Origin of the sequence: Kitasatospora sp. NPDC059088, from assembly GCF_042738155.1 — a bacterium.
GTDB lineage: Bacteria > Actinomycetota > Actinomycetes > Streptomycetales > Streptomycetaceae > Kitasatospora.
The window spans coordinates 1,679-25,732 of the sequence record NZ_JBHYGR010000066.1 but is presented as its reverse complement, the minus strand read 5'-3'; the positions used below and the strand labels follow the sequence as shown (position 1 = coordinate 25,732).

The window sequence follows — 24,054 nt, the reverse complement described above, 5'->3', positions numbered from 1 at the left end:
CCGAGCCCGTGATGGGCACCGTGTTCTCGATCGCCGTCCGCGACCCCGGCCCCGGCACCCCCGAGGCGCTGCGGCAGGTCGCCGACCGGCTGCACCGGATCGACGCGGTGTTCTCCCCGTACCGGCCGGAGAGCGACATCAGCCGGCTCGACCGGGGCGACCTGGCCCTCGCCGACTGCGATCCCGAGGTCCGCACGGTCCTGGACGCCTGCCGCGAGGTCGCGGCCGAGACCGACGGCTACTTCACCGAGCGCCCCGGCGGCCGGCTCGACCCCAGCGGCTGGGTCAAGGGCTGGGCCGTCGAGGAGGCCGCCCGGCTGCTGCGCGCCGCCGGGGCCCGGCAGTTCTGCGTCAACGGCGGCGGCGACGTGCAGACCTGCGGCGGGCCCTGGCGGATCGGCGTCGCCCACCCCGGACGGCCGGGCGCACTCGCCGCCGTCCTGGGCGGAAGCGACCTCGCGATCGCCACCTCCGGCACCGCCGAACGCGGCGCCCACGTCCTGGACCCGCACACCGGCCGGCCGGCGGAGGGCCTCGCCTCGCTCACCCTGGTGGGCGCCCCCGGCACCGGCATCGCCCGCACCGACGCCTGGGCCACCGCCGCCTTCGCGATGGGCCCGGACCGGGCCCTCGCCTGGGCGGCCCGCCGGCCCGGGGTGGAGGCGCTCGCCGTCCTGCCGGACGGCACCAAGCGCTGGACCCCCGGCCTGCCCGGCCACCTGCCGCCGGCCGGTCCCGCCGACTGGCAGCTCGCCACGGCGCGCTGACGCCCCGGGTCAACTCCTTGACGACTGGATCCGGTTCACCTGGCATCTCCGACTGCGGGGTTGTTGCCCACGCCTACCGGAACGCGTCCCGCAACACCGGCCGCAAGGGCGCGACCGCGTGGAGAGCGGGGCGTGATTCACGCGTCCCAGCCACCCCATAGGTGGCTCGGACGTGGGAGGCCACACGGCAGCCGGCCGTGCCCTCCTCACAGAACCCGGTCCATCAGCGCCGGGCCAAGTTGACCCCATCAGGTGAACCCCGGCGATCACGTCCCGCTCACCCGACACCGTGGTGAATAGTGGGATACCAATCGGGCACGTACCGTCCGATCCCCGCTGGAACCCGAGCCGAGGAGGGGGCCGCACCGTGACACCCGCCGCCGCACTCGCCGTTAGCTGGACCGTGACTGCCGCCGCCGGCGCCCTGCCCGGGGCGGTCGCGTGAACGCCGCGCCGCCGACCGGCCGTACCGCCCTGGTCGTCGTCGACCTGCAGAACGACTTCTGCGCCGGGCCCGTCGCCGCCGCCCGCTACCCCGGCGACCCGACTCGGCTCGCCACCGTCGCCGCCAACACCGCCCGGGCCATCGAGGCGGCCCGCGCCCACGGCACCGAGGTGGTCTTCGTCCGCTTCCTCGGCGACCCCGCCCACCAGGGCGCGAGCTGGCGCCACCGGGACGCCGCGCTCGGCAAACGGCCCAAGTGCCTCGACGGCAGCTGGGGCGCCGAGTTCCACGCCGTGACGCCGAGGGCGGACGAGGCCGTGTTCACCAAGCACGCCTGCTTCGACGCCTTCCTCAGCGCGGGCTTCGAACGGCACCTCGTCGACGGCGGCGTCCACCACCTCGCCATGACGGGCGTGTTCGCCGACGTGTGCGTCGACACCACCGCGCGCACCGCCTTCCAGAAGGGCTTCCACATCACCGTCCTCGCCGACTGCACGGCAGCGCTGCACCTGCCCGACGAGGCCGTCCTCGGCTTCATGCAGCGGGTGTACGGCGCCCGCGTCACCACCCGCGACCGGCTCGACGTCTGGACCAACCCTCCCGAGACCCCCGCCCCCCGACCACAGGAGCGCACATGAGTGTCGGCGCGACCGAGACCCTCGACCCGACCGGAACCCCCGGCACCCCCGGCACCGACGGCCACGCCGTCGCCGAAGGCGTGGCCCTCACCGCCGTCCTGGTCGCCGCCGCCCGGGCGATCGAGACCCACCGCCCCGACGCCCTCGCCCGGGACCCGTACGCGGAGCACTTCGTCCGCGCCGTCCCCGCCGCCGCCGACTGGCCGCTCCACCCCCAGGACGTCCCGGCCGGGGAGGCCGACCCGCTGTGGGGCCGGCTCGGCCGCTACTTCGCCCTGCGCACCCGGGCGTTGGACGACCAGCTGCTGCGCGCCGTCCAACTCGGCGCCCGCCAGGTCGTCCTGCTCGGCGCCGGACTGGACGCCCGGGCGTACCGGCTCGACTGGCCGTCCGACTGCGCCCTCTACGAGATCGACCGGCCCGAGGTACTGGCCTTCAAACAGGGCGTCCTGGACGGCATCGAAGCCCGTCCGACCACCCCCCACCGGGTCACCGTCGGCACCGACCTGCGCACCGACTGGGCCCAGGCGCTCACCGACGCCGGCTTCCGCCCCGACCGGCCCACCGCCTGGCTCGCCGAAGGCCTGCTGCTCTACCTGCCCGGCACCGCCGAACGCGAACTCTTCGCCACCGTCGCCCGGCTCAGCGCCCCCGGCTCCACCCTCGCCTACGAGGCCAAGCTCGGCATCGAGTCCGCGGCCGTCCGCGCCAACCCCGTCTACACCGCCACCCGCGACCGGACCGGCATCGACCTGCTCGCCCTCTTCGACGCCGAACCCCGCCCCGACACCCCCGCCGACCTCCGCGCGCACGGCTGGTCCACCACCGACCACACCCCCTTCGAGTTCACCCGCCACTACGGCCGCGGGCCGCTCCCCGAACCGGACGACACCCTCGCCGCCAACCGCTGGGTCTTCGCCGTCCGGCCCTGACACACTCCTGACGCACGCCCGGTACACACGTTCCGTCAACGGTTCAAAATCCCGGCATCTTCTCCGCGTACCGTCGATCCGGGGCCCGATCAAGGGCCCGGGTACGGAGGAGGGACGCATCATGCACACCGTTGCCACGCACACCACCACCCACGTCGCCGCGCAGGCCGCCGTGCGGGCCGCCGCTAGGGCCGCCGACGATCTGCTGCGCGACGGCTACGCCCGGGTCACGCTCGACGACGGCGCGGCGCACCTGCTGCACCGGGTGCTCGGCGAGAGCCGGACGTTCTTCGGCCGGCCGACAGAACGCAAGTTCCGCTACTCGACCGGCGACTTCAACTCCGGCTACCGCCCGCTCGGCCGCGAGTTCTCGGTCCGCTCCGACCGCCCCGACCTCAACGACTGCTTCACCCTCTGGCACGACCGCCTCGACCTGATCCCCCACGCGGCCGAACTCCCCGACCTCACCGACGCCCTGCTCGCCTGGCGCCGCCACCTCGCCGCACTGGTCACCCACACCGTCGGCGAGCTCGCCACCCGACTCGGCGGGCACCGGCCCCCCGCCTTCGAAGCCGCCTCCTACCTCCAGCTCAACGACTACACGGCCACCGGCTCCGACCGCGACCTGCTCCAGGACCGCCACGAGGACGGCCACCTGGTCACCGTCATCCACGCCACCGCCCCCGGCCTCGAACTCTTCCTCAACGGCACCCCCCGCCCGGTGGACACCGCCCCCGACGAGGTCATCCTGATGCCCGGCTCGGTCCTCACCGACCTCACCGCCGGCCGCGTCCCCGCCCTCTACCACCAGGTCCGCAACCTGCGCCTGCCCGAGCGCACCGCACTGATGTACTTCGTCAACCCCGAACTCACCGAGCCCGTGTACGCCTGGACGGCGGAGCCGGGGGCGCAGCGGGGAGCCGAGCGGGTCGACCTGCGGGTCGACCTGCGGGAGAAGATCCGCACCAACCCCGGCATGTTCGGCCTCCCCGAGGTCCCGGCACTCTGATCCCCCGCCGGCCGTCGTCAGAAGTCCGACGGGACGGACCACCGGCCCGAGCGCGCGAAGCACTCGCAGCCGTCGTGCTCGAACCGCACCGTCCCGTCGAACTCCGACTCCCCGTTCGCGCACGCCCCGTAGTCCAGCCCCAGGGTGCCGGCCAACGGGAACCAGTGACGGCAGAAGCCGCACTGCTGGCGGTACCACTCATCGTCGTCCGCGCCCCCACGGTGACGCCGGGTGATCCACCGGTCGTGGATCGCGTCCAGCTCGCGGGGGTGCTCGGCGGCGTGCGTCGCCGTGTCCGCCTCCTCGCCACCCCCGGTCATCGCCCGGCCCCACCGGTGAGGGCGAACGACCCGTGCGCATTCCCCAGTTCGCACCGCCGGTCGCTCCCGGCCACTCGCCCGACGTACATCGGGTCGGACACGTCCGCCTCCGCCGCCTCGGCCACCCGCGCGGACACCTCCCCCGGGTCGCCCGGCCAGACCAACGGCCCGAGCCTTGGATCGCCGAACTCGGACTCCAGGAGGGCCGATCCCTCCACCGGGATCGCCGAGAGGGCGTAGAGGACGTGGTCGAGGTCGTCCGGGTCGAAGCGGGTCGCGAGCGTGCGGAAGTACCACCAGTTCCCGCGTTCGGTCTCCACCCGGGCGACCCCTGCCCGGGGACCGTCGTACCAGTCGAAGATCATGACGGCTCGAAAGAGTGGCATCGCGTCGTCGTCAGTCGTCATCGGTCTCTTCCGTCCGGCACCCAGGTGGCCTGGAACAGTGTTCCGGACGGGCGATCGGACGTCACCAGGATTCCCCGGCCCGGCGGGAGGGGCCGGGGCGTGACGCTGCCGAGCAGGTAGCCCTCCCGGCCGTCACCGGACAGCAGCACGCCCTGCCCCCCGTAGCCGCACACGGCCCCGAGGAACGGGTCGGCGGTGCGGGCCTGGCCGGCGCCCACGGAGTGGTCGGCGACGATCACGCGGAGGCCGAGCTCCCCGGCCCGCGGCAGGAATGCGGCCAGGGAGGGCAACGGGTTGTCCTCGTTCGCGGCGACCACGTCCAGGTCGTCCACGACGAGGACGATGTCCTTGTGCCCCCGTGACCCGGGTGTCCGGCTGGTGACCGCGATGCGCAGGATCCGGGCCAGGGTGGCCAGGCTCGACATGTCCCCCGCGTAGTGGACGAGGTACTCGGGCGGCACCTCGTCCCGCAGCGAGGCCTCGAAGTCCACCACCAGGAAGCCCACTTCGTCCGGGGTGAAGCGCTCGGTGAGCCGCTTGACCAGCAGGCGGAGCAGCGCCGTCTTCCCGGACCCGGTGTCGCCGAAGACGGCGAACAGCGGGCCGGCCTGGAAGTCGACGGACACCGGGGCCTGTCGGACGTCGTCGAGCCCGATCACCACGCCCTGCGAGGTACTGCCGTGGGAGGACCGGTCGGGGGCCGCGATCATGGACGCGTCCACCCAACCGGGGGCCATGATGACCGCCTCGACCCCACCGGGGCTGCGAAGTTCGGGATCGTCCGTTCGGATCATCTCGTATAGCCGCGTCACCAACGGGCTCGGCTCGACGGCCAACTCCTGTTGCAGCGCGCGCTGGAGCTGCCCGTAGGCGACGAGTGCCACGGTCCGCCGACCGGACCGGTAGTGGGCGAGCATCAGCAGCGCGCACAACCGCTCGCGCAACGGGTTCTCGTGGACGAGCCGTTCGAGTGCGTTCGCGAGCTCCGAGTGCTGCCCGAGTGCCAGGCCGGTGGCGTACATCTCCTCGGTGGCCGCCATCCGCCGCTCGGTCAGCCGGGTGCGCTCGCCGGAGGCGTACGGCCCGGGGACGCCGTCCAGCGCCGTGCCGTCCCAGAGGTCGAGCGCGGACCGCAGCAGGGTGTACGCCTCGGACACGTCCCCTGTCTCCTGCGAGTGCCGGGCCTCGGCCAGGCGCTGCTCGAAGACGGCCACGTCGAGGGAGTCCGGATCGACGGTCAGCCGATAGCCATCGCCGACCGTCTGTAGGGTGTCGGCCGCGCCGCGCGGCTGGGTGGGGTCGCCGAGGACGGAGCGCAGCCGGGAGACGTAGGTGCGCACGGCGGCAACGGCCTGGGGTGGCGGAGCTTCGCCGTGGAGGGCGTCGACCAGGCCCGCGGTCGGCACCGGTGCCGGGGCGTGCAGCAGGAGGGTGGCCAGGACGGCCTGCTGCTCCGGTGAGCCGACGGGCTGCGGCTCGCTGCCCCGCAGGACGCGTAGGGGGCCGAGCAGCCGGTAGCCGAGGCGGGTGTCCTCCGCCGCTTCGACCATCAACTCCTGGGCGCGTTCGTACAGTAGGGTCAGCCTGATCCGCTCGATGTCCGCCAGCGGTCCCGGCACGTCGGCCAGTGGCGGCCCCTGCCAGAGGGCGAGGGCCTTCTCGGCGTGCCGCCGGGCCTCCGCCGGGTCGGCGTCGGCGCGGGCCGTCTCGGCGCGTTCCAGGGCCTGTTCGAAGAGCACGGTGTCGATCTGCTCGGAGACGACGTTCAGGACCCAGGTGTGGTGGTCCGCCAGCTCCTCCAGCACCTTGCGAGGGTCCGACGGCGAATTGAGGACTCTCCCCAACTCCGTTATGTGGGATCGCACTTCGTCGATGTCACGGTTGGACGAGGTGTGCCGCTGCCGTACCTCCGCGATCAGCACCTCGGCCCGGACGGGCCGACGGCGGTACTTCAACAGGGCGGCGAGCAGCGCCTTCCGCTCCCCCGATCCGAGCTCCACCGTTTCGTCCCCGCGCCAGGCGCGGACCTCTCCGAGCAGCGTGAACCTCAGGGGCGGCGCCGTCGTGCGGTCGGGCCGGACCAGGGCTCCGGAGGCGGCGATCCGCTGGAGGACCTCGGCGGCGGAGGACGGTCGGCGGCGCGGGTCCGGGTGCACCAGGTCGAGGACGAGGCCGTGCAGGGTATCGGGCACTCCGGTCTCCTGGAGGACGGTGCCGAGGTCGAAGAGGTCGACGGTCCGGTCCGTCGTGCCGTTCCCGTCCAGGTCGATGCCCAGATCGCAGAGGACGGGGCTGCCGTCCGGGCGGATGAGGATGTTGGCGGGCTCGATCCTGCCGTGCGCGATCCCGTGGCCGTGCAGGTACACCAGCGCCTCGGCCACACCGTGGGCGATGACCGCGGCCTCGTGCGAGGGTACGGAGCCGCCGTCGAGCATGCTTCTGAGGTTGGGCCCGTCGATGAACTCCATGGCCAGGTAGAGGCGTTCGGTGTCGCTGCCGGAACCGTGGAAGGCGACGAGGCCCGGATGGTCGAGTTCGGCGAGCATCCCGGCCTGTTGCTGGAACAGGCCCTGGTCCAGTTCGGGGAAGAGGTGCTCCCGGGCGAAGGACTTCACCGCGACCGTCGAACCGTCCCGCTCGTCGCGGGCCCGCCAGACCTCGCTCCGCCGCCCTTGGGCGATCCGCTCGACCAGGCGGAACCGCTCCGCGACGAGCGGCCGTTCGGCCTCACGCGCGCGGTCCCCGCTCCTCCGCTCCTCTCGCCGGCGGTCGGCGCGCCAGCGGCCCTCGAACTCCCAGATGTGGATGTGGGTGTCCCGGTCGCCGATCGAGGCGAGCACGCAGCGGGTGTCATCACCGCTGATCCCGACGATCGTCCGCGCCCGGCCGGGGTCGACCACGGCGGCGGCGAAGAACTCGGCGGTCGACGGGTCCTCGGGCTGCCAGCGGTGGAGGCGTCCGGTCGGGTCGACGCCGATCAGGAGCTGCCGCCCGTCCCGTTGGGGCAGCATGGTCATGGCCCAGGAACGATGGCCCCCGGGCAGGCCCCTCAGCTCCAGGCCCGTATCGCGGTCCCGCGGGCCCCGGACGTGCATGCGGCCGTCGATGTCCGAGGTCCAGAGGACTTGCTCTCCGTCCGCGCTCCCGAAAGGCGCGATGGCCACCACCGGTTTGACGAAGCCTCGTTCGGTGGAGATGAGAGATCCGTCGCGGGCGAGCCAGAAGACGACTCCGCCAGCGGCATCCGTCGCGCAGAGAACGTGTGGGTGCTCACTGATCTGCGCCATCACGACGAACTCCGGGAGGCCCGCGTTCAGGGTCAGCGGAGGGGCCGACTCCTGCCCGGTCGTCACGTCGATGTGGCGCATCACTCCGTCCACGCTGTAGACGGCAAGTGCGGTACCGGCACCGTCGGGATCGTGCACCGTCGCGATCGCCAGGGCCGGGCTGGGCAGGCGGAAGCTGCGGACGGTGGAGTAGGAGTCCCCCGCCCCCTCCGGCCCGACCAGCACGGCCAGTTTCTCGTCCAGGTGCCAGGTCGCCAGTTCGTCCGGGCGGCGGGGCATCCGGTCGAGGAGGTGCTGGAACTCCTGGGCGTACTCGATCCGCCGGTAGGCGTCGCCGAGGCGGTGGCGGATCTCCTCGCGGAGTTCGTCCTCGGTGAGGAAGGCGAGGACGATGGTCGTCGCGGACTGCAGGAAGGGCTTTCCCTCGCGGGAGTTGGTCGTGACGATCACCCGGCCCCCCTCGGAGTCGAGGAGCCGGGCGAGTTCGCGCGGGTACAGGTCGTCCGACCACAGGTCGTCCACGATGACCAGCCAGTTCGGGTGGGCGTCGAGCCGCTCGTCGAGGCGGTCGGCGCTCTCCGCGCCCAGGGCGGCCCGCAACCGCTCGAAGCCGGTGGCCATCGTGTCGGCGGTCTGCCCGTTGATCCAGTGGATGAAGGGGTGCTGCCCGCCGTGCAACCGGACGTACTCCTGGAGGAGGCGGCGCCTCCCCATGCCCTGGGCCGCCTCGATCGCGATCAGCCGGGTCCTCGTGCCCCCTCGTTCGCAGGCCTGGACGAGCCGGTCGAGTTCCTCCTGCCGTCCGATCATCCGCGGCGGGTCCGGCGGGCTGGTGACCGGTGGGGGCGGGGTCAGCAGCTCCCGCCGGAACGTCCGGTCGCCGACGGCGCTGCTCAAGTGCCGGGCGATCGTGACGTGTTGGCCGCCGGCCCCGGCCAGGACCCGGGCCGCGACCTCGGCGAACGGGCGGCTGCGCTCCGGGAGCCGGTGCCGCGAGTCCTTGGTCGCGGCGGCGAGGGCGCGGAAGTCGAGGGTGCCGCCGAAGGTCGCGGCGACCCGGCCGGAGACCTTGGCGAGGACGTGCTCCAGCACCCGGACCGACTCGGTGCGGGTCAGCTCCCCCAGCAGTTCCTCCCGGACGCCGTCGACGAAGTCGTACACCACCTCGTCCGGGTCGGCGGCCTTCTCCCGCACCTCGATCAGCCCGGACAGGAACAGTTCGGCGAGTTCCCGCTGCCCGGACTCCGGCACGGTCGACCGCTGGACCAGCCGCATCACGGGCAGGCTGAGCGGCGCCGCCGCCAGGTGGCAGGCGAGCCGGTGGGCGTTCGGGGAGCTGCCGGCCCGGAAGGCGGCGACCCGGTCGGCGGGCGGGCGCGCGGCCGTGTCCCTGGTGCGCGGGCGCGGCGGGCGCGGGATCCCGCTGAGCGGTGCGGCCAGCATGGGCGTCCAGCCGGTGGTGCGGCCGGCGGTGAGGTCGGCCCAGGGGGCGATCCAGTCGGCGTCGATCTCCAGGACCGGCAGCCAGCCGACCGAGGCCCGGGCCGACGCGCCGGCCCGGCCGCGCGGGATGCCGGGCAGGGTGCTCTCGGTGCGCAGCCGCGGGACGGGCCGGCCGTGGGTGGCGGCGCGGGCCTCGACGGGGGCGGCGCGCAGGGCCGTCCGGTGCCAGAGCCGGCGGGGCAGCACCTGAAGGGCGGCGGCCGGTCCGGCGGCTGCGGCGCAAACCAGGAAGGGCACCAACTCCCTGCCGTACCAGGCCGGTCCGACGCCGTCGGTGAGGACGAACAGGAGCCGGCGCCCGTGCGGGTCGGCGAGCGGGCGGGACCAGTTCGGGTCGGGGGCGGCGGGGGGCGGGGCGGCGGTGCGGCGGCGGCGGAAGGGGGTGAGGTGCGGGGTGCCCCGGTCGGTGTCGAGGGACCAGGTGCGGACCTCCTCGAAGGCGCCGTGGCGTTCGAGCAGGGTGGCGAGTTCACCGGCGAGGTCGTGCCAGACGGCCATGGTGGCGCCGGTGTCGACCAGCAGGTCGACGGAGTAGCGGGGCTCGGTCCGCTGCCAGACCGGCAGCAGCACCCCGGCCTCGGCGGTGGCCTCCGCCGTCGCCTCCTCGTCGAGGTGGGAGGGCCTGCGGCCGCCGGGGCGCTGGGTGAGCGGGCGGCGCAGCGGCCGCAGGGCGCGGGCGATGGCGAGGGCGCCGGGCAGGGCGGGGGGCCGGGTGACCTGGACGACCTCGGCGCCGCGGGCGGGGCCGCCGGGGTGGTCGGGGTCGGCGGGTTCGGCGGGGGCGTGGCGGGGGTGGAGTTCGACCTTGGGGCCGGGCCGCAGGGTGGTGGGGGCGGGCGGTCGGGGCCGGTCGGGGTCGGGGTCGGTGTCGGCGGGGCGGCGGGGGTCCTGGCGGGGGTCGGCGGACGGCTGGTGCGGGTTCGGGTGCGGGGTGGCCGGGGGTGCGGGGTGGCCGCCCGGCGACTCCGGGTCCGCATCGGCATCGGCGTCGGTGGCGGTGGCGGTGAGCGGGCCGAGGCCGGCCAGTTGGGAGATCCACAGCACGTCGGCTAGATCCTGGGGCTGCGACGCGCCGTCCTCGGGTGCGACGAGGGCGGCCAGCGCCTGCCGCAGCGCGGCGTGCACCGCCGGCTCGCCGTCCGTACCGAACCCGTCCACCGGCCGCCGCCTCAGCTCTCGTTGAGCGGGCGCAGCAGGACGTCCTGGATGACGTCGCGCCCCGGTCCGCTGCCCCACAGGCCGCGTTCGGCCATCAGCAGGGCGTTGAGCAGCTGGTCGTTGGCCAGGTCGGCGCCGTCCTCGCGCTGGCGGCGCAGGAACTCGGTGATGAGCTCGGCGCGTTGGGTACCGTCCGGGCTGCCGTCCGCGCCGAGGTGGGCGGCGACCATGGCGGCCAGCCGTTCCTCGGTGGGCGGTTGGATCTCCAGCCGCACGCAGCGGCGCAGCAGGGCGGAGGGGAACTCCCGCTCGCCGTTGCTGGTGAGGACGACCAGCGGGAAGTGGGCGCAGCGCACGTGGCCGCCGCGGACGACGGCGCGCCGGCCGGGGTCGGCGACGGCGACCTCCTGCGGGCCCGGGCCGAGGCGCTGGAGTTCGGGGATCTCGAACTCGCCCTCCTCGAAGACGTTGAGGAGGTCGTTGGGCAGGTCGATGTCGCTCTTGTCGATCTCGTCGATGAGGACGACGCGGGGGGTGCGCCAGGGCAGCAGGGCGGTGCCGAGCGGGCCGAGGCGCAGGAACCGGCCGATGGCGGGCGGCCTGCGGTGCGGGCCGTCCTGCGGCGCGTGCAGGCCGGCCTCGTGGAGCCGGCCGATGGCGTCGTAGGTGTAGAGGCCGTCGCGCAGGGTGGAGCGGCTGCTGATCGGCCAGCGCAGCACCGGGCCGAGGCCCAGCTCGTGGGCGACGGCGTAGGCGAGGGTGGACTTGCCGACGCCGGGCTTGCCGGTGATCAGCAGCGGGCGGCGCAGGTGGAGGGCCAGGTTGACGAGGTGGACCTCGCGTTCGTCGGCCTGGTAGGCGGTGGCCTGCTGGACGCGGCCGAGGCGGCGGGCCGTCAGGCCGGCGGCCTCCTGGGCGGGGGGCGGCGGGAGTTCCTCGTCGCCGTCGAGCCAGTCGCCGAAGGAGCGCCAGGCCGGGGCGGGCGGGAGCGCGGCGATGCCGCCGTGGGGCACGCCGGTGCCCCGGTAGATCCACCAGTTCTCGGGCATCGTTACCGCCTCGTCCTCGTCCTCGTTCTCGTTCTCATCGTTTCCCACTCCTCGGCCCTGTGTGCGGTCGTTTCCCGCGCCGTCGGTTCCCGCTTCACCGCCGGCCATCCGCCTCGCACCGTCCGGCCCACACCCTCCGCCTCACACCCTCCGCCTCACACCATCCCCGGGAACCCGGCGTCCTGGTCCGGGTCCATGCAGTTCGGGTCGTCCCAGAAGAGGGCGACGCCGTCCTGGGCGGGTGCCTCCCGGGTGACCTTGCGGTGCCGGTGGACGGCTTCCGGCAGGTGGGCGAGGGAGCGCGGGCGGTCGCGGAGCAGGGCGTCGACCACCTCGGTCGGGGCGCCGGGGGTGCGGCGCCACAGCATGGCCGGGACGCCGTCGATCTCCACGGCGTCGAGCACGGCCGCGCGCACCCGGGGGTCGAGTTCGTCGTACGGGGTGTCGAGGGCGAGGCAGGCGACGGTGGGGCGGCCGTCGAGCCAGCCGGGCAGGTCGGCGACCCGTTCGGGGTGCAGGGGCGGCCAGTCGATCCGGTCGGCGGCGTCGCGGTCGAGGGTGTCGGCGAACAGGTGCTCCCACCGGTCGTACCAGGCCTCGGTCTGCAGCCACGGGTTGATGTAGCGGTCCAGGTAGCGGACCACCACCGGGTGCAGCAGTCCGATCCGGCGTCCGTCCAGGGTCGGGGACCACAGTTCGGCGCTGTGGCCGAGCAGTTCCCTGGGCAGCAGGAACTCGATCCGGACGGGGCTGCGCCGGTTCCGGCCGAGTTCGGCGAGCAGGGTCTGCCAGCCGGCCAGTCGGGCGCTGCCCTCGGCGACCAGGTCCTCCAGGGCGAGCGAGTCGGTGGCGACGAGGTCGTGGAGGCGGGCGATCGGGCCGCCGGCCAGCGGTTGCCGGTAGCAGGACGCCCGGAGGTGGTAGCGGCCGGCCTCGATGTGCTCCGGGGTCTCGGGTTCCAGCCGGATCTGCACGATCAGGCGGACGGCCGTCTCCTCCCGGGGCGCGGGGCGGGCGACCGGGAGGCTGCACAGCAGGGCGCCCAGGTCGCCGAGCCGGGGGTGCCGGAGCAGCAGGTCGCGGTCCCGGGCGAGGCCGTCCAGGAAGGCCAGGGCGTAGCCGGCGTCGGGGCCGCCGAAGTGGTCCAGCAGGCGGGTGAGGACCTCGGGCAGGGTGGTCCGCTCGTCGATCCGGTGGCGGCCGGGCGCGTTCGGGGGTACGTGGAGGAGCAGTTGGTGCGGGCCGGGGGCCGGGTCCAGGGTGCGCAGCAGGGTGATGGCGTGGAGCAGGGCGCGGGCGGGGAGGCCGGTCTCGGCGGTCAGCGCGAGCACGGTCACCTCCAGCCAGGGCAGGGCGCCGCCGTACGGGTCGTGGTCCCTGAGCGCCTCGCCGAGCGAGCCGAGGACGGCCCGGGGGTCGCGGGCGCAGCGGATGCTCCGCAGGATCTCCAGGACGTGTTCGCGCGGGGTGTCGGCCTCCTTGACGTCCAGGTGGAAGAGGCGGGACGCCGGGGAGCGGCCCATCGTCTCCAGCACGCCCTGGCGGAAGTCCCGTCGGGAGATGCCCTGGAAGTCGAACAGGATGTCGGCCAGCAGGGCTTCGGCCTCCTCGAACGGGGCGGCGAGGTGGGGGCCCCGCTCGACGGCGGAGTGGGAGCCCCGCTCGACGGCGGCCTGCGGCGGCCTGCCGCCGTTCGCGCCTGGGTGCATCGGCCTACCAGCTCCCCGGACCGTCCGCGGGGCGGTCCCCGGCGGCCCGGCCGAGCACGTCCCGCAGGTGCGGTAACGCGCCGTCGTGGGGGGCGAGTTCCTCCAGTGCCGTGTACAGCGCGCGGAGGGCCGCCGGGGCGTCGCGGTGGTGGCGGCAGCGGCGCACGATGCGGAACAGGTGGTCGCGGCGGTCGGAGCGTTCCTCGACCTCGAAGGAGTTCGGCAGGCCGAGGTGCTCGCCCATCCGCTCCAGCAGGTCGAACCGGCCGTCGGCGCGCGCGGTGTACGGGAGGGCCATCAGCGCCGTCACCAGGTCGGCGTCGGTGGGCGGCGGTGGGGGCGCGGCTGCGTGAACCTCCGGGCCGAGGAAGGCGACCAGGGCGGCCAGCGGCACGTACCAGCCGCCCAGGTCCTGCTTGTGCGAGCGGGTGCTCTTGAGCACGCCGCGCACCAGCCCGTCCGGCCCGGCCAGCATGCTGCCGCTGAGGCCGGGTTGCACGAAGCCGGTGACGGCGGTGAACTCCCCGGACCGGCCGACGACCCGCAGGGCCACCGTGTCCTCGTTGACCCCCGGTGTCGGGGTGGCCGTGGAGTGGCCGAGGGCGGTCAGCCACGTCCCCGGCTCGGCCTCGGCGCCCGCCAGCGGGGCCACCGGGTGGCCGGGGCCGAGCGCCGGGACGGCGAGCAGCGCGAGGTCGGGGAACGCCTCGAAGGGGCCGGTGCCCAGCTCGGCGGGTTCGGCCCGGACGGCGTCGGGCGGCACGGGGTGCGTGCTCGCCCCGTGCCGCACCACCAAACCCTCGGCCGGGCCGCGCCGGTCCAGCACCACGTGCGCGCAGGTGACCGCCAGGCCCGGGGCGACCAGGAAGCCGCTGCCCAGGAAGGCGCCCGCGGCCTCGATCCGGACGGCGCAGCGGTGCAGCGCCTCGGCCCGGGCGCCGTCGAGGTGCGGGCCGGTCACTCCGCGGCGGCGGGGGTGGCGGCCGGGGCGGCCCCGGCTCCTTCGGCCTCGGCGAAGCCCACCTCGCCGATCACCTCGCCGATCACCTCGGCCCGTACCGTGGTGCCGTCCCCCAGGTCGATCGTCTCCACCGTCACGTCCCCGGCCACGCCGCTCCCCTCCCGAACGTCCGGGCCGTACGCCCGAACCACCATGCCTGCCTGCGGCCTCCCCGACCGCGCGCGCCACCCTACCGCGAGCGCGCGGGCCGTTCGGCCGTCTTCCGCCCGTCCGGAGTTCCCCGCTTCCGGTGGGTGACGGTCACTCACGCCTCCTTCCGGCAGCCGGCCTTGTCGAGTGACGAGGCCCTTCGGAGCGCGAGGACTCCTGTCTCAGCGGCCACGCTCCCCGGGCCGGGGCCGGCCGCCGGTCGTCACCGTCCGGCCTTGCGCGCTGCGGCGCGGATCGCCTCCGCGTACGGGGCGTCGAGGGCCCTGGTCTCCGGGGTGAGGTCCTGGAAGGGGACCAGGGCGCCGTGGTCGGCGTTCGTCGACTGCATCCACGCCGACCAGGCGTCGTGGACGTCCTCGTCCGTGACCTGCGTCCCCTTCGCCCGGAGCAGTACGGCGTAGCTGCGGAAGAGGTCGTCGGAGTCGGCCGGCGGCGCGGCGGCGGCCGGAAGGCACGAGCGGATGAGGTCGGCGAGCTCGTCGAGGTAGGTCATTCGAGCAGCGTTCCCAGGAGGATCACCAGATACACCGCGGCGAACACCCAGGGGACGAGCCGTTCGGAGATGCCGAGTTCCGCGTACCGCTTGCGCCCGGCCTGGCGCGGGGTCTGCTTGAGGTGGTTCCACTCGTCGGTGAAGACCTTGGCCGGCAGGCCGTTCTCCAGCTCGTTGATGACTTTGAACTTCGCGGCGTTGAGGTCCCGGTAGCTGCGCAGTTGGAGCCACCACGCGGCGGACAGGGTCAGGCCCGCCGCGGTGACGGCGACCACCGACCACCACGCGGCCTCCCGCAGTTGGGGAACACCGAAGCCGACGACGGTGACCAGGGCGGTCTGCACGGAGAGGAAGAAGGCGTTGGCCGCGCCCCGGCGGGCTGACACCCGGTCGGCCATCTCCACCGCGAGCTTGTACAACTCCAGCAGTTCCGGCGGCTGGTGGGGATCGGCGGGGCGGGCGGCCACGGGGTTCACCGCTCACCGCCCGCGGCTTCCGCCGCCCGGTTCTGCCAGGTCGTGACCTGCCGGATGAGGAGGATGACCAGCACCCCGGCCACCAGGAACAGTGCCGTCAGCAGCGCGGACGCGTTGGCGTTGGCCAGCACGTCCGACTCGCTCTCCTCGGAGTTGGCCAGACGCCACTGGACCGGTTTGACGACCTCGGCCAGGATGAAGCAGGCCCACCAGGCCTTGACCAGCGTGTCGGGAGCCGGCCGCCGGGGCGCGCTGGCCCGCCAGATGTCCGTGACGACCTGGTAGGGGTACCAGAGGTTGGCCACGGGGACCGTCCAGGCCCCGACCGCCCACATCCGGGAGCGGCGATGGGCCTCGCGACCCCCCAGTGCCTCCGCGTTGATCCGTGCCCGCCACAGCCAGACCAGGAACGCCACCCCGGCCGCGGCCCAGACGACGAAACTCGCCGCCAGCGACGACACCGTCGTGAGGGTGTCCGAATCGGCGGCCGCGAGGTCCGCGTCCGTGGCCGCCCCGTTGAGGTAGTCGTGGATGAGCAGGTAGTCGCGCCAGTTGGCCACCGAGACCAGCACCTCCCGCAGGACCTCCACCGCGATCAGCACCGCCGCGGCGACGCCCCAACCGGTCACCGGCCTGTGCGTCCTCGCCCCGGTGCCGCCCGCGCGACCGGCGCCGTGTTGCTGTGCGTTGCTCATGGGTTCCCTCCGTTGACGTGCTGTCCTCGACGTGTCCTCGACGTTTCTTCGAGGTGTCCTCGATGCGTTCCCGACGCGTCCTCACCGCGTCCTCGACGTCGCGCCGGGCTCCGCCGCCCGGCGCCGGTTGCGGCCGGGCACTCTCAGGGAGCGGCGAGTGCGAGCAGCCGGTAGAGCAGGACCAGGATCGCGAGCGCCACCATGCCCTTGCCCCAGGTGCCGAGCATGTTGATGTCGCTGCGCACCACGACCATCCGGCCGCGGACGCCCACCGCCGCCAGTGCGGTCTTCATCGCGCCGACCGTCCGGCGCGCCGGTGAGGGGTCCCAGGTCACCTCCTTGGCCGCCCTGAGGCGACGCATGATCCAGCGCCCGTGGGGCGCCGGGCCGGACGTGGGCTGGACCGCCGTCACCTGCGGTGTCCAGTCGGGTGCGAAGGTGACGGCGGCCGAGATCCAGGAGGTGTCCGCCGCCACCCCCTCCAGCGGAAGGGGCACCGGCAGCCGGCCGTCCAGGCTGTCGATCGCCTCGCTCACCCGGCCCGGTGTCAGCAGGAGGAGCTTGCGGGCGGGCTGGGTGGCGACGACCTGGTCGATCTCCCAGCGCAGCCCCTCGCCGACACCCACCCGCAGCACGATGAGCTGGGAGAGGTCCATCAGCCGCAGGATCGTCGGCTTCCAGTCGTCCAGTGGGAGGTAGAACCGTGCCGCACCGAGCAGCGGCAGCGGCTCACCGGGTCTGCCCACCGCGATCACCGGGCCGAACGCCGCCAGGGCGGAGGCGAGTTGCTCCTCCCGGGAGTGGATGTTGAGCGCCTGCCCGTCGTCGACCTGGGCCGCGGTGCGGTCGTCGGCGAAGCTGCGGAGGTAGAGGACGGGCCGGCGGCCGTCGGCCCGCAGGGCGCGCACCGCACCCCGGGTCGAACGGGGCCGGCTGTAGCGCAGGACCAGGAAGCCCGCGCCGACCGCGGCCAACCCCACCGGGAGCAGCAGGACTTGGACGGCCATCGGTCGGCCGTGTTCGGTCGGATTCGTTCGCTGGGCCATGCTCACGAGGGTCATCCCTCCGATGAACAGGGTGTAGCCGAGGCCGGTCGCGGCCAGGAACAGCGGCCGGCGCCAGGGCGGATGCCGCTCGGCGAACCGGCCGACCGTACGGACGGCTTCCGCGGTCGCCGCCCTGCGTCGGCGGCGGAGCCAGAGCGACGGTCCGGCGAAGGCCAGCGCGCCCGCCGTGAGCCACAGCCCCGCCAGGGTCTCGGAGCGAAGGTCCTGGTCGAGGCCCGCCCGATCCCGTTCGACGTCCGCCGCGAGCGCACCGGCCCGCGCCCGGGCGGAGGCGCCCCGGCCCAGGTCCACGAAGCCGGTGACCGCGGCGACCGTGGCCCGGGCCCGGCCGGCGGGCACGTTCTCCTCGAACCACGCCCTCGCCGCGACGAGTTCGGCGCGGGCAGTCGGGTCACCGGCCGCGAAGCGGTCCACCAGGACGGTGAACGCGGCGACGCGGGCCGGGCCGTCCTGGAGGCGGCTCTCGGCCTGTCGGCTCTCGACCACGGTGATCAGCACGTGCAGCGCGGCATAGGCGGCCACGAGCGCGATCGCCGTGATCACCCGGGAAAGCGTCCGCACACCTGATGACATTCGGCCCCCCTGCTCCGAGCACCCACGGGTGCCCGCGCTGCGTCCCGGGCACACCTGGCGTGTCCGGCCGCCGCGGGCACTCCATGATGTGGCCCAACTCACCAAGAGTTGAAGAGATTTGAGCGACATATGAGCCGCGGGGGCCACTCGCCCGACCGGCGGGGCCGGGACCGCCCCATGGTTTGAGCGTTTCTGCGCAGAGCGGGGCGCGGTGGGCCGAGAGTCAGGGGTTGTGTTGCTCAAAACTGCAGTCACGATTGACATGAACCGCCCGGAGCAGCAAGCTGCTCTTTCGAAACTGCTCAAAACCAGTGTTCTTCAAGCATCTTGGATCATCCGATCAAGCACGCACGAAGGCGGTATCTGCGGTGGACAAACGTGTGCTGGCCCTCGTCTCGGCGTGTGCCCTGGGGGCGCTCGCCCTCACCTCCTGCGGCAGTGGCGGCGGGAGCGGCAGTGGTGGGGCGGACGCCGACGGGAAGGTGACGCTCAAGCTGGTGGCCGCCGACTACGGCGACAAGGAGTCCAACAGCTCGAAGAACTACTGGAACGGGGTCGCCACCGCGTTCACCGCGGCCAACCCCGGCATCAAGGTGGACGTCCAGGTGGTGAACTGGAACGACATCGACAAGCAGGTCAAGACGATGATCCAGAGCGGCAACGTGCCGGACGTGCTGCAGACCGGCGGGTACGCCGACAAGGTCGCCGACGACCTGCTGTACAAGGCCGAGGACGTGCTGTCGCCCGACACCCGGGGCGACCTGATCGACAGCTTCGCCAGGGCGGGGCAGGTCAAGGGCGTGCAGTACGGCATCCCGTTCGTCTCCTCGGCGCGGGCACTGTTCTACAACAAGGCGCTGTTCCAGCAGGCCGGAATCGGCCAACCGCCCACCAGTTGGGAGGAGTTGCGCAAGGACGCCGAGCTGGTGAAGGCCAAGGTGCCCGGGGTCACGCCGTACGCGCTGCCGCTGGGGCCGGAGGAGGCCCAGGGCGAGAGCATGATCTGGGAGCTGGGCAACGACGGCGGGCCGACCGGGAAGGACGGCGCGTACACCCTGAACAGCCAGGCCGACATCGACACCTTCCGCTGGCTCAGGTCCAACCTGGTCGACCCGGGGCTGACCTACGCCAACCCGGCCACCACCGACCGCAAGACCGCGTTCGCGGACTTCGCGGCCGGGAAGGCCGCCATGCTCAACGGGCACCCGTCGCTGATCCAGATGGCGCAGGACGGCAAGGTCGACTACGGGGTCGCCCCCATCCCCGGCAAGAACGGCCCGCTGGCCTCCACCCTCGGCGTGGCGGACTGGATGATGGCGTTCAAGAAGAACGGGCACCGCGACCAGATCCGGAAGTTCCTCGACTTCGCGTACACCAAGGCCAACCAGGTCTCCTTCGACGAGACGTACAACCTGATGCCGGTGACCAAGAGCGCGCTGCAGGAGCTGACCACCGGGGGCAAGCACCAGGACCTCGCGCCGTTCTTCGCCCTGCTGCCGAACGCCGTGTTCTACCCGCTCGGCGACACCACCTGGGACGCGGTCTCGGCCGAGATCAAGAAGTCGGTCGGCAGCGCCGTCGCGGGCGACCCGGCCAAGGTGCTCGGCGACCTCCAGAAGAAGGCCCAGGACGCCGTCGCGAACAAGTGACGTCAGGCGCCCGACAGTTGCCGGCCCACCCCGAGCGAGTGCCGGCCGACCCCGAACAAGTGACGGCCGGCACCCGGCGACGGCCGTGAAAGGCACCCCCGTGACTCCCAACCCCCCTGTGCGCAGAGGCCGTCGCTTCGGCCCGCTGCCGTGGATCGCCCCGGCCGTGCTGCTGATCCTCGCCGTGGTGCTGTGGCCGGTGTACGAGATGGTCCGCACCTCGTTCCTGCGGGTCAGCACCAGCGGCTTCGTCCGCGGCTCGGCCGGACTGGACAAGTACCGCAAGCTGTTCGACGAGACGGACCTCGGCCACGTCCTGCTGGCCACGGTGGCCTGGACCCTCGCCGTGGTCGGCCTGACCATGCTGCTGTCGCTCGCCCTGGCCCAGCTGTTCGACCAGCGCTTCCCCGGCCGCCGCTACGCCCGCTGGGCGCTGATCGCGCCGTGGGCGGCGTCCGTGCTGATGACCGCGATCGGCTTCCGCTGGATGCTGGACCGGACGGCGGGCGTGCTGAACACCGTCATGACCGACCTCGGGCTGGTCGACGGCCCGCGGGACTGGCTGGGCGACCCCTCGACGGCCTGGCCCTGGATGGTCTTCGTCGCCGTGTTCGTCTCCCTCCCGTTCACCACCTACACCCTGCTGGCCGGTCTGCAGACCGTGCCCGCCGAGGTGTACGAGGCGGCCCGGGTGGACGGCGCCTCGGCCTGGCAGGCGTACCGGCGGATCACCCTGCCGCTGCTGCGCCCGGCGTTCCTGGTCGGCCTGGTGATCAACCTGATCAACGTCTTCAACTCCTTCCCGGTGATCTGGGGCATGACCCAGGGCGGCCCGAGCAGCGACACGGCCACCAGCACGGTGTTCATGTACCAGTTGAAGTCCACCGACATCGGGGAGTCCGCGGCGATGTCGGTGGTCAACTTCGCCCTCGTGGTGCTGATGGTGCTGGCCTTCCTCAAGGTCAGCCGCCGGAACCAGGAGGAGAACTGATGCCGCGCCAGAAACGTTGGAGGCCGCGCACCCTGGCCCTCGCGGGGGCGGCCTGGCTGCTGGCCGCGGTCTTCCTGTTCCCGTACCTGGAGATGGTCGTCACCGCGCTGCGCCCGGCCGACGAGCTGCGCGACGCGACGTACCTGCCACGGCACTTCGCCTGGTCCAACTTCGTCGGCGTGTGGCAGGAGTCCACGCTCGGCGACAACCTGCGGGTCACCCTGCTGGTGGCCGGCGGCTCCACCCTGCTGGCGCTGCTGGTCGCGCTGCCCGCCGCCTACTACACCGCCCGGGTGCGCTACCGGGGCCGCCGGCTGTTCCTGCTGCTGGTGCTGGTGACCCAGATGTTCCAGCCGACCTCCCTGCTGGTGGGCCTCTACCGGGAGTTCTACCAGCTGTCCATGCTCAACTCGGTCTGGACGCTGATCCTCTGCAACGCCGCCTTCAACCTGGCCTTCGCGGTCTGGATCCTCACCGCGTACATCTCCTCGATCCCGGTGGAGCTGGAGGAGGCCGCCCTGCTCGACGGCCTGGGCCGGATCGGGGCGCTGCGCCGGGTGGTGCTGCCGCTGGCCCTGCCGGGCGTGGTCACGGCGGTGATCTTCACCTTCATCTCCGCCTGGAACGAGTTCGTCATGGGCCTGACGCTGTCCACCGATCCGGGCAGCCAGCCGCTGACCGTCGGGATCAACAGCTTCATCGGCAACTACACCGTCCAGTGGAACTACCTGTTCGCCGGCTCGGTCGTCGCGATCGTGCCGGTGGTGGTGCTGTTCGCGCTGATCGAGCGGCACGTGGTCTCCGGCCTGACCGCCGGATCCGTCAAGTAGCGCTTCCCGTCAGCAGATAGACCCCGCCCCCGAACCCCCGAGCCCCGCCCCCGAGCCCCCGAGCCCCCGAGTCGACAGGAGAACCCCCGTGCGCCTGCTCCGACCCCAGCTCCGCCGGGCCGCCCTCGCGGCAGCCCTGACCAGCCTCGCCGCCGTCACCGGCCCCGTCGTGCCGGCCCACGCCGCCGGCCCGCCCGCCGCCGTCCTGGACGGCAGCCACCAGAACGTCACCTGGCAGAGCCCCACCTACGCCAAGGGCACCCTCGGCGGCGCCACCTCCTGCCCCGCCGTCGCCCAGGACCCGGACGGCGCGGTCTGCGCCCGCTTCGACCTGACGGTGAACGTCCCGAACGGCTACTGGGACGACAACCCCGAGGGCGGCGTCCCGATCTCCGTCCAGTGGCAGAACCCCACCGACGACTTCGACCTGTACATCTACGACGCCAACGGCAAGGAGGTCGCCGAGAGCGCGGGCACCGCCGACCCGGAGGCGACGGTGATCCCCAAGGCCTCCGGCACCTACCACGTCCTGGTCGTCCCGTACGACGTGCACGGCGGCTCCTTCACCGGCCGCGCCTACCTGCCGCAGACCGCCGACGCCGGCGACCTCACCTCGTTCAGCGGCGGCAAGGGCAGCTACGACATCGCCGCCGGCACCCTCAAGGCCAAGGTCGACTTCCTCGCCGACGACCAACTGCGGCTGCGCGCCGCGCCGGACGGCACCATCACCGACCCGGCGGGCAGCACCATCATCCGCAAGCAGCCCGAACTCCAGCCCCGCACCTCCTCGTTCGATGCCGGCGACTACTACGGCATCCGCTCCGGCCACGTCGTACTGCGGGTCTACAAGCACCCGCTGCGGTTCGGCCTCTACCAGGCCGACAACCGCACCGCGATCTGGCAGGAGAACGCCCCGATGCGCTGGTCCACCAGCGGCCTGCGGCAGAGCCTGACCCGCGGCACCGACGAGCAGTTCTTCGGCGGCGGCGAGCAGAACGGCAGCTTCTCGCACCGCGACCAGGTGGTCCACGTCGCCAACAGCACCAACTGGAACGAGGGCGGCTACAACAACTCCCAGCCCTTCTACGTCTCCAGCGGCGGCTACGGCGTCTTCCGCAACACCTTCGCCCCCGGCATCTACGACTTCGGCTCGCCGGTGCGCACCGGCCAGCAGGAACGGCGCCTGGACGCCTACTACTTCACCGGGGACGTCAAGTCCGTCATCGGCCAGTACACCTCGCTGGTCGGCAAGCCCTTCATGCCGCCGGTCTACGGCCTGGAACCCGGCGACTCCGACTGCTACCTGCACAACGCCAACCGCGGCGAGCGCCACACCACCGACGCCCTCAAGGTCGCCGACGGCTACGTGCAGAACCAGATGCCGCTCGGCTGGATGCTGGTCAACGACGGCTACGGCTGCGGCTACGAGAACCTCCCGCAGACCGGCGACGGCCTGCGCAAGGACCACGCCCAGCTCGGCCTGTGGACCCAGAACGGCCTGCCCAACCAGGCCGAGGAGGTCAAGGCCGGGGTCCGGGTCCGCAAGCTCGACGTCGCCTGGGTCGGCAACGGCTACGACTTCGCGCTGAACGCCTGCGACCAGGCCAAGGCCGGCATCGAGGACAACAGCGACGCCCGCGGCTTCGTCTGGCTGCCGGTCTCCTGGGCCGGCGCCCAGCGCTGCGGCGTGCTGTGGAGCGGCGACCAGAGCCTGTCCTGGGACTACATCCGCTGGCAGATCCCCACCTACGCGGGCGCCACCATGTCCGGCATCGCCTACGACACCGGGGACGTCGGCTCGATCTTCCGCCGCGACCCCAAGATGTACACCCGCGACCTCCAGTGGAAGGCCTTCCTGCCGACCATCATGACCATGGACGGCTGGGCCAAGGACATGACCGGCAAGGAGCAGCGCGACCAGCAGCCCTGGCTGGACGGCGAGCCCTACACCTCGATCAACCGCAAGTACCTCCAGCTCAAGGAACGCCTGCTGCCGTACATGTACACCCTGTCCGCCGAGGCCACCCGCACCGGCATCGGCGCCGTCCGCCCGCTCGCCCTGGAGTACCCGCACGACAAGGCCGCGCTCGGCCCGAACGCCACGTACGAGTTCCTCGCCGGGCCGGACTTCCTGGTCGCCCCGGTCTACTCCGACACCTCGGTGCGCAACGGCATCTACCTGCCCGAGGGCACCTGGACCGACTACTGGACCGGGCGCACCTACCAGGGCCCCACCACCATCGACGACTACTCCGCCCCGCTGGACACCCTGCCGGTGTTCGTCAAGGGCGGCGCCATCGTCCCGATGTGGCCGCAGGGCACGCTGTCCTGGCAGAACCGCGACAAGGGCGAACTCGACTACGACCTCTACCCGAAGGGCGACTCCTCGTACACCCTGTACGAGGACGACGGCGTCACCCGCCAGTACAACGCCGGCTCCTCCGCGACCCAGCAGGTCGAGGTCCACGCCCACGGGCCCGTCACCACCGTCGAGGTCGGCGCCAGCGAGGGAAGCTACACCGGCAAGCCGGACGCCCGCTCGTACCGCTTCACCGTGCACGGCCAGTCCGCCCCGCGCCTGGTCGTCACCCAGGGCGGCCGGCTCCCCGAACTCCACTCGGCCGCCGCCCTCGACACCGCCGCCTCCGGCTGGTTCTTCGACACGGCGACGGGCGTGACCCACGTCAAGACCCCGTCGGTCCCCACCGACGACGAGTTCTCGCTCCACCTGATCCACTGAACCCTTGATTCACCGAACCGTTGATCCACTGAACCCTTGACGCCGAGGCCCCCGGGGAGGCCCACCCCCGGGGCGGAGGGGGGGGGCAGCCCCCCCCGGGGGGGGGGGGGTGGTGGGGGAGCCCGCGGGGTGAGTGTGGGGGGCG

The 24,054-nt window shown here is 73.1% G+C and carries 19 protein-coding genes; 8 read left to right on the top strand and 11 right to left on the bottom strand.

Annotated features, from left to right (window positions below):
• Positions 1-11: 11 nt before the first annotated feature.
• From ACFWXO_RS26605 to ACFWXO_RS26590, 4 genes are all read left to right on the top strand, one after another.
• Entirely contained in the window at positions 12-767 is a 756-nt protein-coding gene (locus tag ACFWXO_RS26605) for an FAD:protein FMN transferase (protein WP_380526591.1), read from the top strand.
• A 441-nt stretch (positions 768-1,208) separates the two neighbouring features.
• Positions 1,209-1,850 (top strand): cysteine hydrolase family protein, encoded by a 642-nt coding sequence (locus ACFWXO_RS26600; RefSeq protein ID WP_380526558.1) that lies wholly within the window; start codon positions 1,209-1,211, stop codon positions 1,848-1,850.
• Positions 1,847-2,782, top strand: coding sequence for an SAM-dependent methyltransferase (locus ACFWXO_RS26595; RefSeq protein ID WP_380526556.1), 936 nt, complete (start codon positions 1,847-1,849; stop codon positions 2,780-2,782). The genes ACFWXO_RS26600 and ACFWXO_RS26595 overlap by 4 nt, the downstream gene beginning before the upstream one ends.
• A gap of 121 nt (positions 2,783-2,903) precedes the next feature.
• Positions 2,904-3,791 carry a 2OG-Fe(II) oxygenase family protein gene (locus ACFWXO_RS26590; protein ID WP_380526554.1) on the top strand — a complete coding sequence of 296 codons (888 nt, stop codon included), beginning with the start codon at positions 2,904-2,906 and terminating at the stop codon, positions 3,789-3,791.
• Positions 3,792-3,808: 17 nt separating this feature from the next.
• On the opposite strand, the gene ACFWXO_RS26585 is transcribed toward ACFWXO_RS26590, so the two are convergent.
• The 11 genes from ACFWXO_RS26585 to ACFWXO_RS26535 all read right to left on the bottom strand — a co-directional run bounded on the left by ACFWXO_RS26585 (position 3,809) and on the right by ACFWXO_RS26535 (position 17,669).
• A complete protein-coding gene (locus ACFWXO_RS26585) occupies positions 3,809-4,111 on the bottom strand; it encodes a DUF3027 domain-containing protein (RefSeq protein ID WP_380526552.1) in 303 nt (100 codons plus the stop codon).
• The gene (locus ACFWXO_RS26580) at positions 4,108-4,518 is read right to left on the bottom strand and encodes a hypothetical protein (protein ID WP_380526550.1); all 411 of its coding nucleotides are present in this window, start codon (positions 4,516-4,518) and stop codon (positions 4,108-4,110) included. Before ACFWXO_RS26580 ends, ACFWXO_RS26585 begins: the two co-directional genes overlap by 4 nt.
• On the bottom strand, positions 4,515-10,466 hold the full coding sequence (locus ACFWXO_RS26575; RefSeq protein WP_380526548.1) for an SAV_2336 N-terminal domain-related protein: 5,952 nt from the start codon (positions 10,464-10,466) through the stop codon (positions 4,515-4,517). The genes ACFWXO_RS26580 and ACFWXO_RS26575 overlap by 4 nt, the downstream gene beginning before the upstream one ends.
• Before the next feature lie 11 nt (positions 10,467-10,477).
• Positions 10,478-11,563, bottom strand: a complete 1,086-nt coding sequence (locus ACFWXO_RS26570; RefSeq protein WP_380526546.1) for an AAA family ATPase — start codon at positions 11,561-11,563, stop codon at positions 10,478-10,480.
• Positions 11,564-11,670: 107 nt separating this feature from the next.
• On the bottom strand, positions 11,671-13,224 hold the full coding sequence (locus tag ACFWXO_RS26565; RefSeq protein ID WP_380526544.1) for a hypothetical protein: 1,554 nt from the start codon (positions 13,222-13,224) through the stop codon (positions 11,671-11,673).
• A 4-nt stretch (positions 13,225-13,228) separates the two neighbouring features.
• Complete coding sequence (locus ACFWXO_RS26560; protein WP_380526542.1) at positions 13,229-14,185, bottom strand: trypsin-like peptidase domain-containing protein; 957 nt, start codon at positions 14,183-14,185, stop codon at positions 13,229-13,231.
• Positions 14,182-14,334, bottom strand: a complete 153-nt coding sequence (locus tag ACFWXO_RS26555; RefSeq protein WP_380526540.1) for a hypothetical protein — start codon at positions 14,332-14,334, stop codon at positions 14,182-14,184. Before ACFWXO_RS26555 ends, ACFWXO_RS26560 begins: the two co-directional genes overlap by 4 nt.
• A gap of 263 nt (positions 14,335-14,597) precedes the next feature.
• Positions 14,598-14,888: a hypothetical protein gene (locus ACFWXO_RS26550; RefSeq protein ID WP_375884252.1), complete on the bottom strand. Its 291-nt coding sequence runs from the start codon at positions 14,886-14,888 to the stop codon at positions 14,598-14,600.
• A complete protein-coding gene (locus tag ACFWXO_RS26545; protein ID WP_375884250.1) occupies positions 14,885-15,355 on the bottom strand; it encodes a hypothetical protein in 471 nt (156 codons plus the stop codon). Before ACFWXO_RS26545 ends, ACFWXO_RS26550 begins: the two co-directional genes overlap by 4 nt.
• A gap of 5 nt (positions 15,356-15,360) precedes the next feature.
• Positions 15,361-16,059, bottom strand: coding sequence for a DUF4328 domain-containing protein (locus ACFWXO_RS26540; RefSeq protein ID WP_380526538.1), 699 nt, complete (start codon positions 16,057-16,059; stop codon positions 15,361-15,363).
• Positions 16,060-16,202: 143 nt separating this feature from the next.
• Positions 16,203-17,669, bottom strand: a complete 1,467-nt coding sequence (locus tag ACFWXO_RS26535; protein ID WP_380526536.1) for a transferase — start codon at positions 17,667-17,669, stop codon at positions 16,203-16,205.
• A gap of 398 nt (positions 17,670-18,067) precedes the next feature.
• On the opposite strand from ACFWXO_RS26535, the gene ACFWXO_RS26530 reads away from it, so the two are divergent.
• The 4 genes from ACFWXO_RS26530 (at position 18,068) to ACFWXO_RS26515 (ending at position 23,909) form a co-directional block, all read left to right on the top strand.
• The gene (locus ACFWXO_RS26530) at positions 18,068-19,348 is read left to right on the top strand and encodes an extracellular solute-binding protein (RefSeq protein WP_375884243.1); all 1,281 of its coding nucleotides are present in this window, start codon (positions 18,068-18,070) and stop codon (positions 19,346-19,348) included.
• 118 nt (positions 19,349-19,466) lie between these two features.
• Complete coding sequence (locus ACFWXO_RS26525) at positions 19,467-20,339, top strand: carbohydrate ABC transporter permease (protein WP_380526533.1); 873 nt, start codon at positions 19,467-19,469, stop codon at positions 20,337-20,339.
• Positions 20,339-21,169: a carbohydrate ABC transporter permease gene (locus ACFWXO_RS26520; RefSeq protein ID WP_380526531.1), complete on the top strand. Its 831-nt coding sequence runs from the start codon at positions 20,339-20,341 to the stop codon at positions 21,167-21,169. The genes ACFWXO_RS26525 and ACFWXO_RS26520 overlap by 1 nt, the downstream gene beginning before the upstream one ends.
• A gap of 88 nt (positions 21,170-21,257) precedes the next feature.
• Complete coding sequence (locus tag ACFWXO_RS26515; protein WP_380526529.1) at positions 21,258-23,909, top strand: TIM-barrel domain-containing protein; 2,652 nt, start codon at positions 21,258-21,260, stop codon at positions 23,907-23,909.
• The last annotated feature ends 145 nt before the right edge of the window (positions 23,910-24,054 follow it).

What these genes read in the sequence shown, in the direction of transcription:
- ACFWXO_RS26595 (WP_380526556.1), top strand. Translation starts at nt 1,847, where the DNA reads ATGAGTGTCGGCGCGACCGAGACCCTCGACCCGACCGGAACCCCCGGC.
- ACFWXO_RS26580 (WP_380526550.1), bottom strand. Translation starts at nt 4,518, where the DNA reads ATGACGACTGACGACGACGCGATGCCACTCTTTCGAGCCGTCATGATC.
- ACFWXO_RS26605 (WP_380526591.1), top strand. Translation starts at nt 12, where the DNA reads ATGGGCACCGTGTTCTCGATCGCCGTCCGCGACCCCGGCCCCGGCACC.
- ACFWXO_RS26550 (WP_375884252.1), bottom strand. Translation starts at nt 14,888, where the DNA reads ATGACCTACCTCGACGAGCTCGCCGACCTCATCCGCTCGTGCCTTCCG.
- ACFWXO_RS26520 (WP_380526531.1), top strand. Translation starts at nt 20,339, where the DNA reads ATGCCGCGCCAGAAACGTTGGAGGCCGCGCACCCTGGCCCTCGCGGGG.
- ACFWXO_RS26585 (WP_380526552.1), bottom strand. Translation starts at nt 4,111, where the DNA reads ATGACCGGGGGTGGCGAGGAGGCGGACACGGCGACGCACGCCGCCGAG.
- ACFWXO_RS26590 (WP_380526554.1), top strand. Translation starts at nt 2,904, where the DNA reads ATGCACACCGTTGCCACGCACACCACCACCCACGTCGCCGCGCAGGCC.
- ACFWXO_RS26540 (WP_380526538.1), bottom strand. Translation starts at nt 16,059, where the DNA reads ATGAGCAACGCACAGCAACACGGCGCCGGTCGCGCGGGCGGCACCGGG.
- ACFWXO_RS26565 (WP_380526544.1), bottom strand. Translation starts at nt 13,224, where the DNA reads ATGCACCCAGGCGCGAACGGCGGCAGGCCGCCGCAGGCCGCCGTCGAG.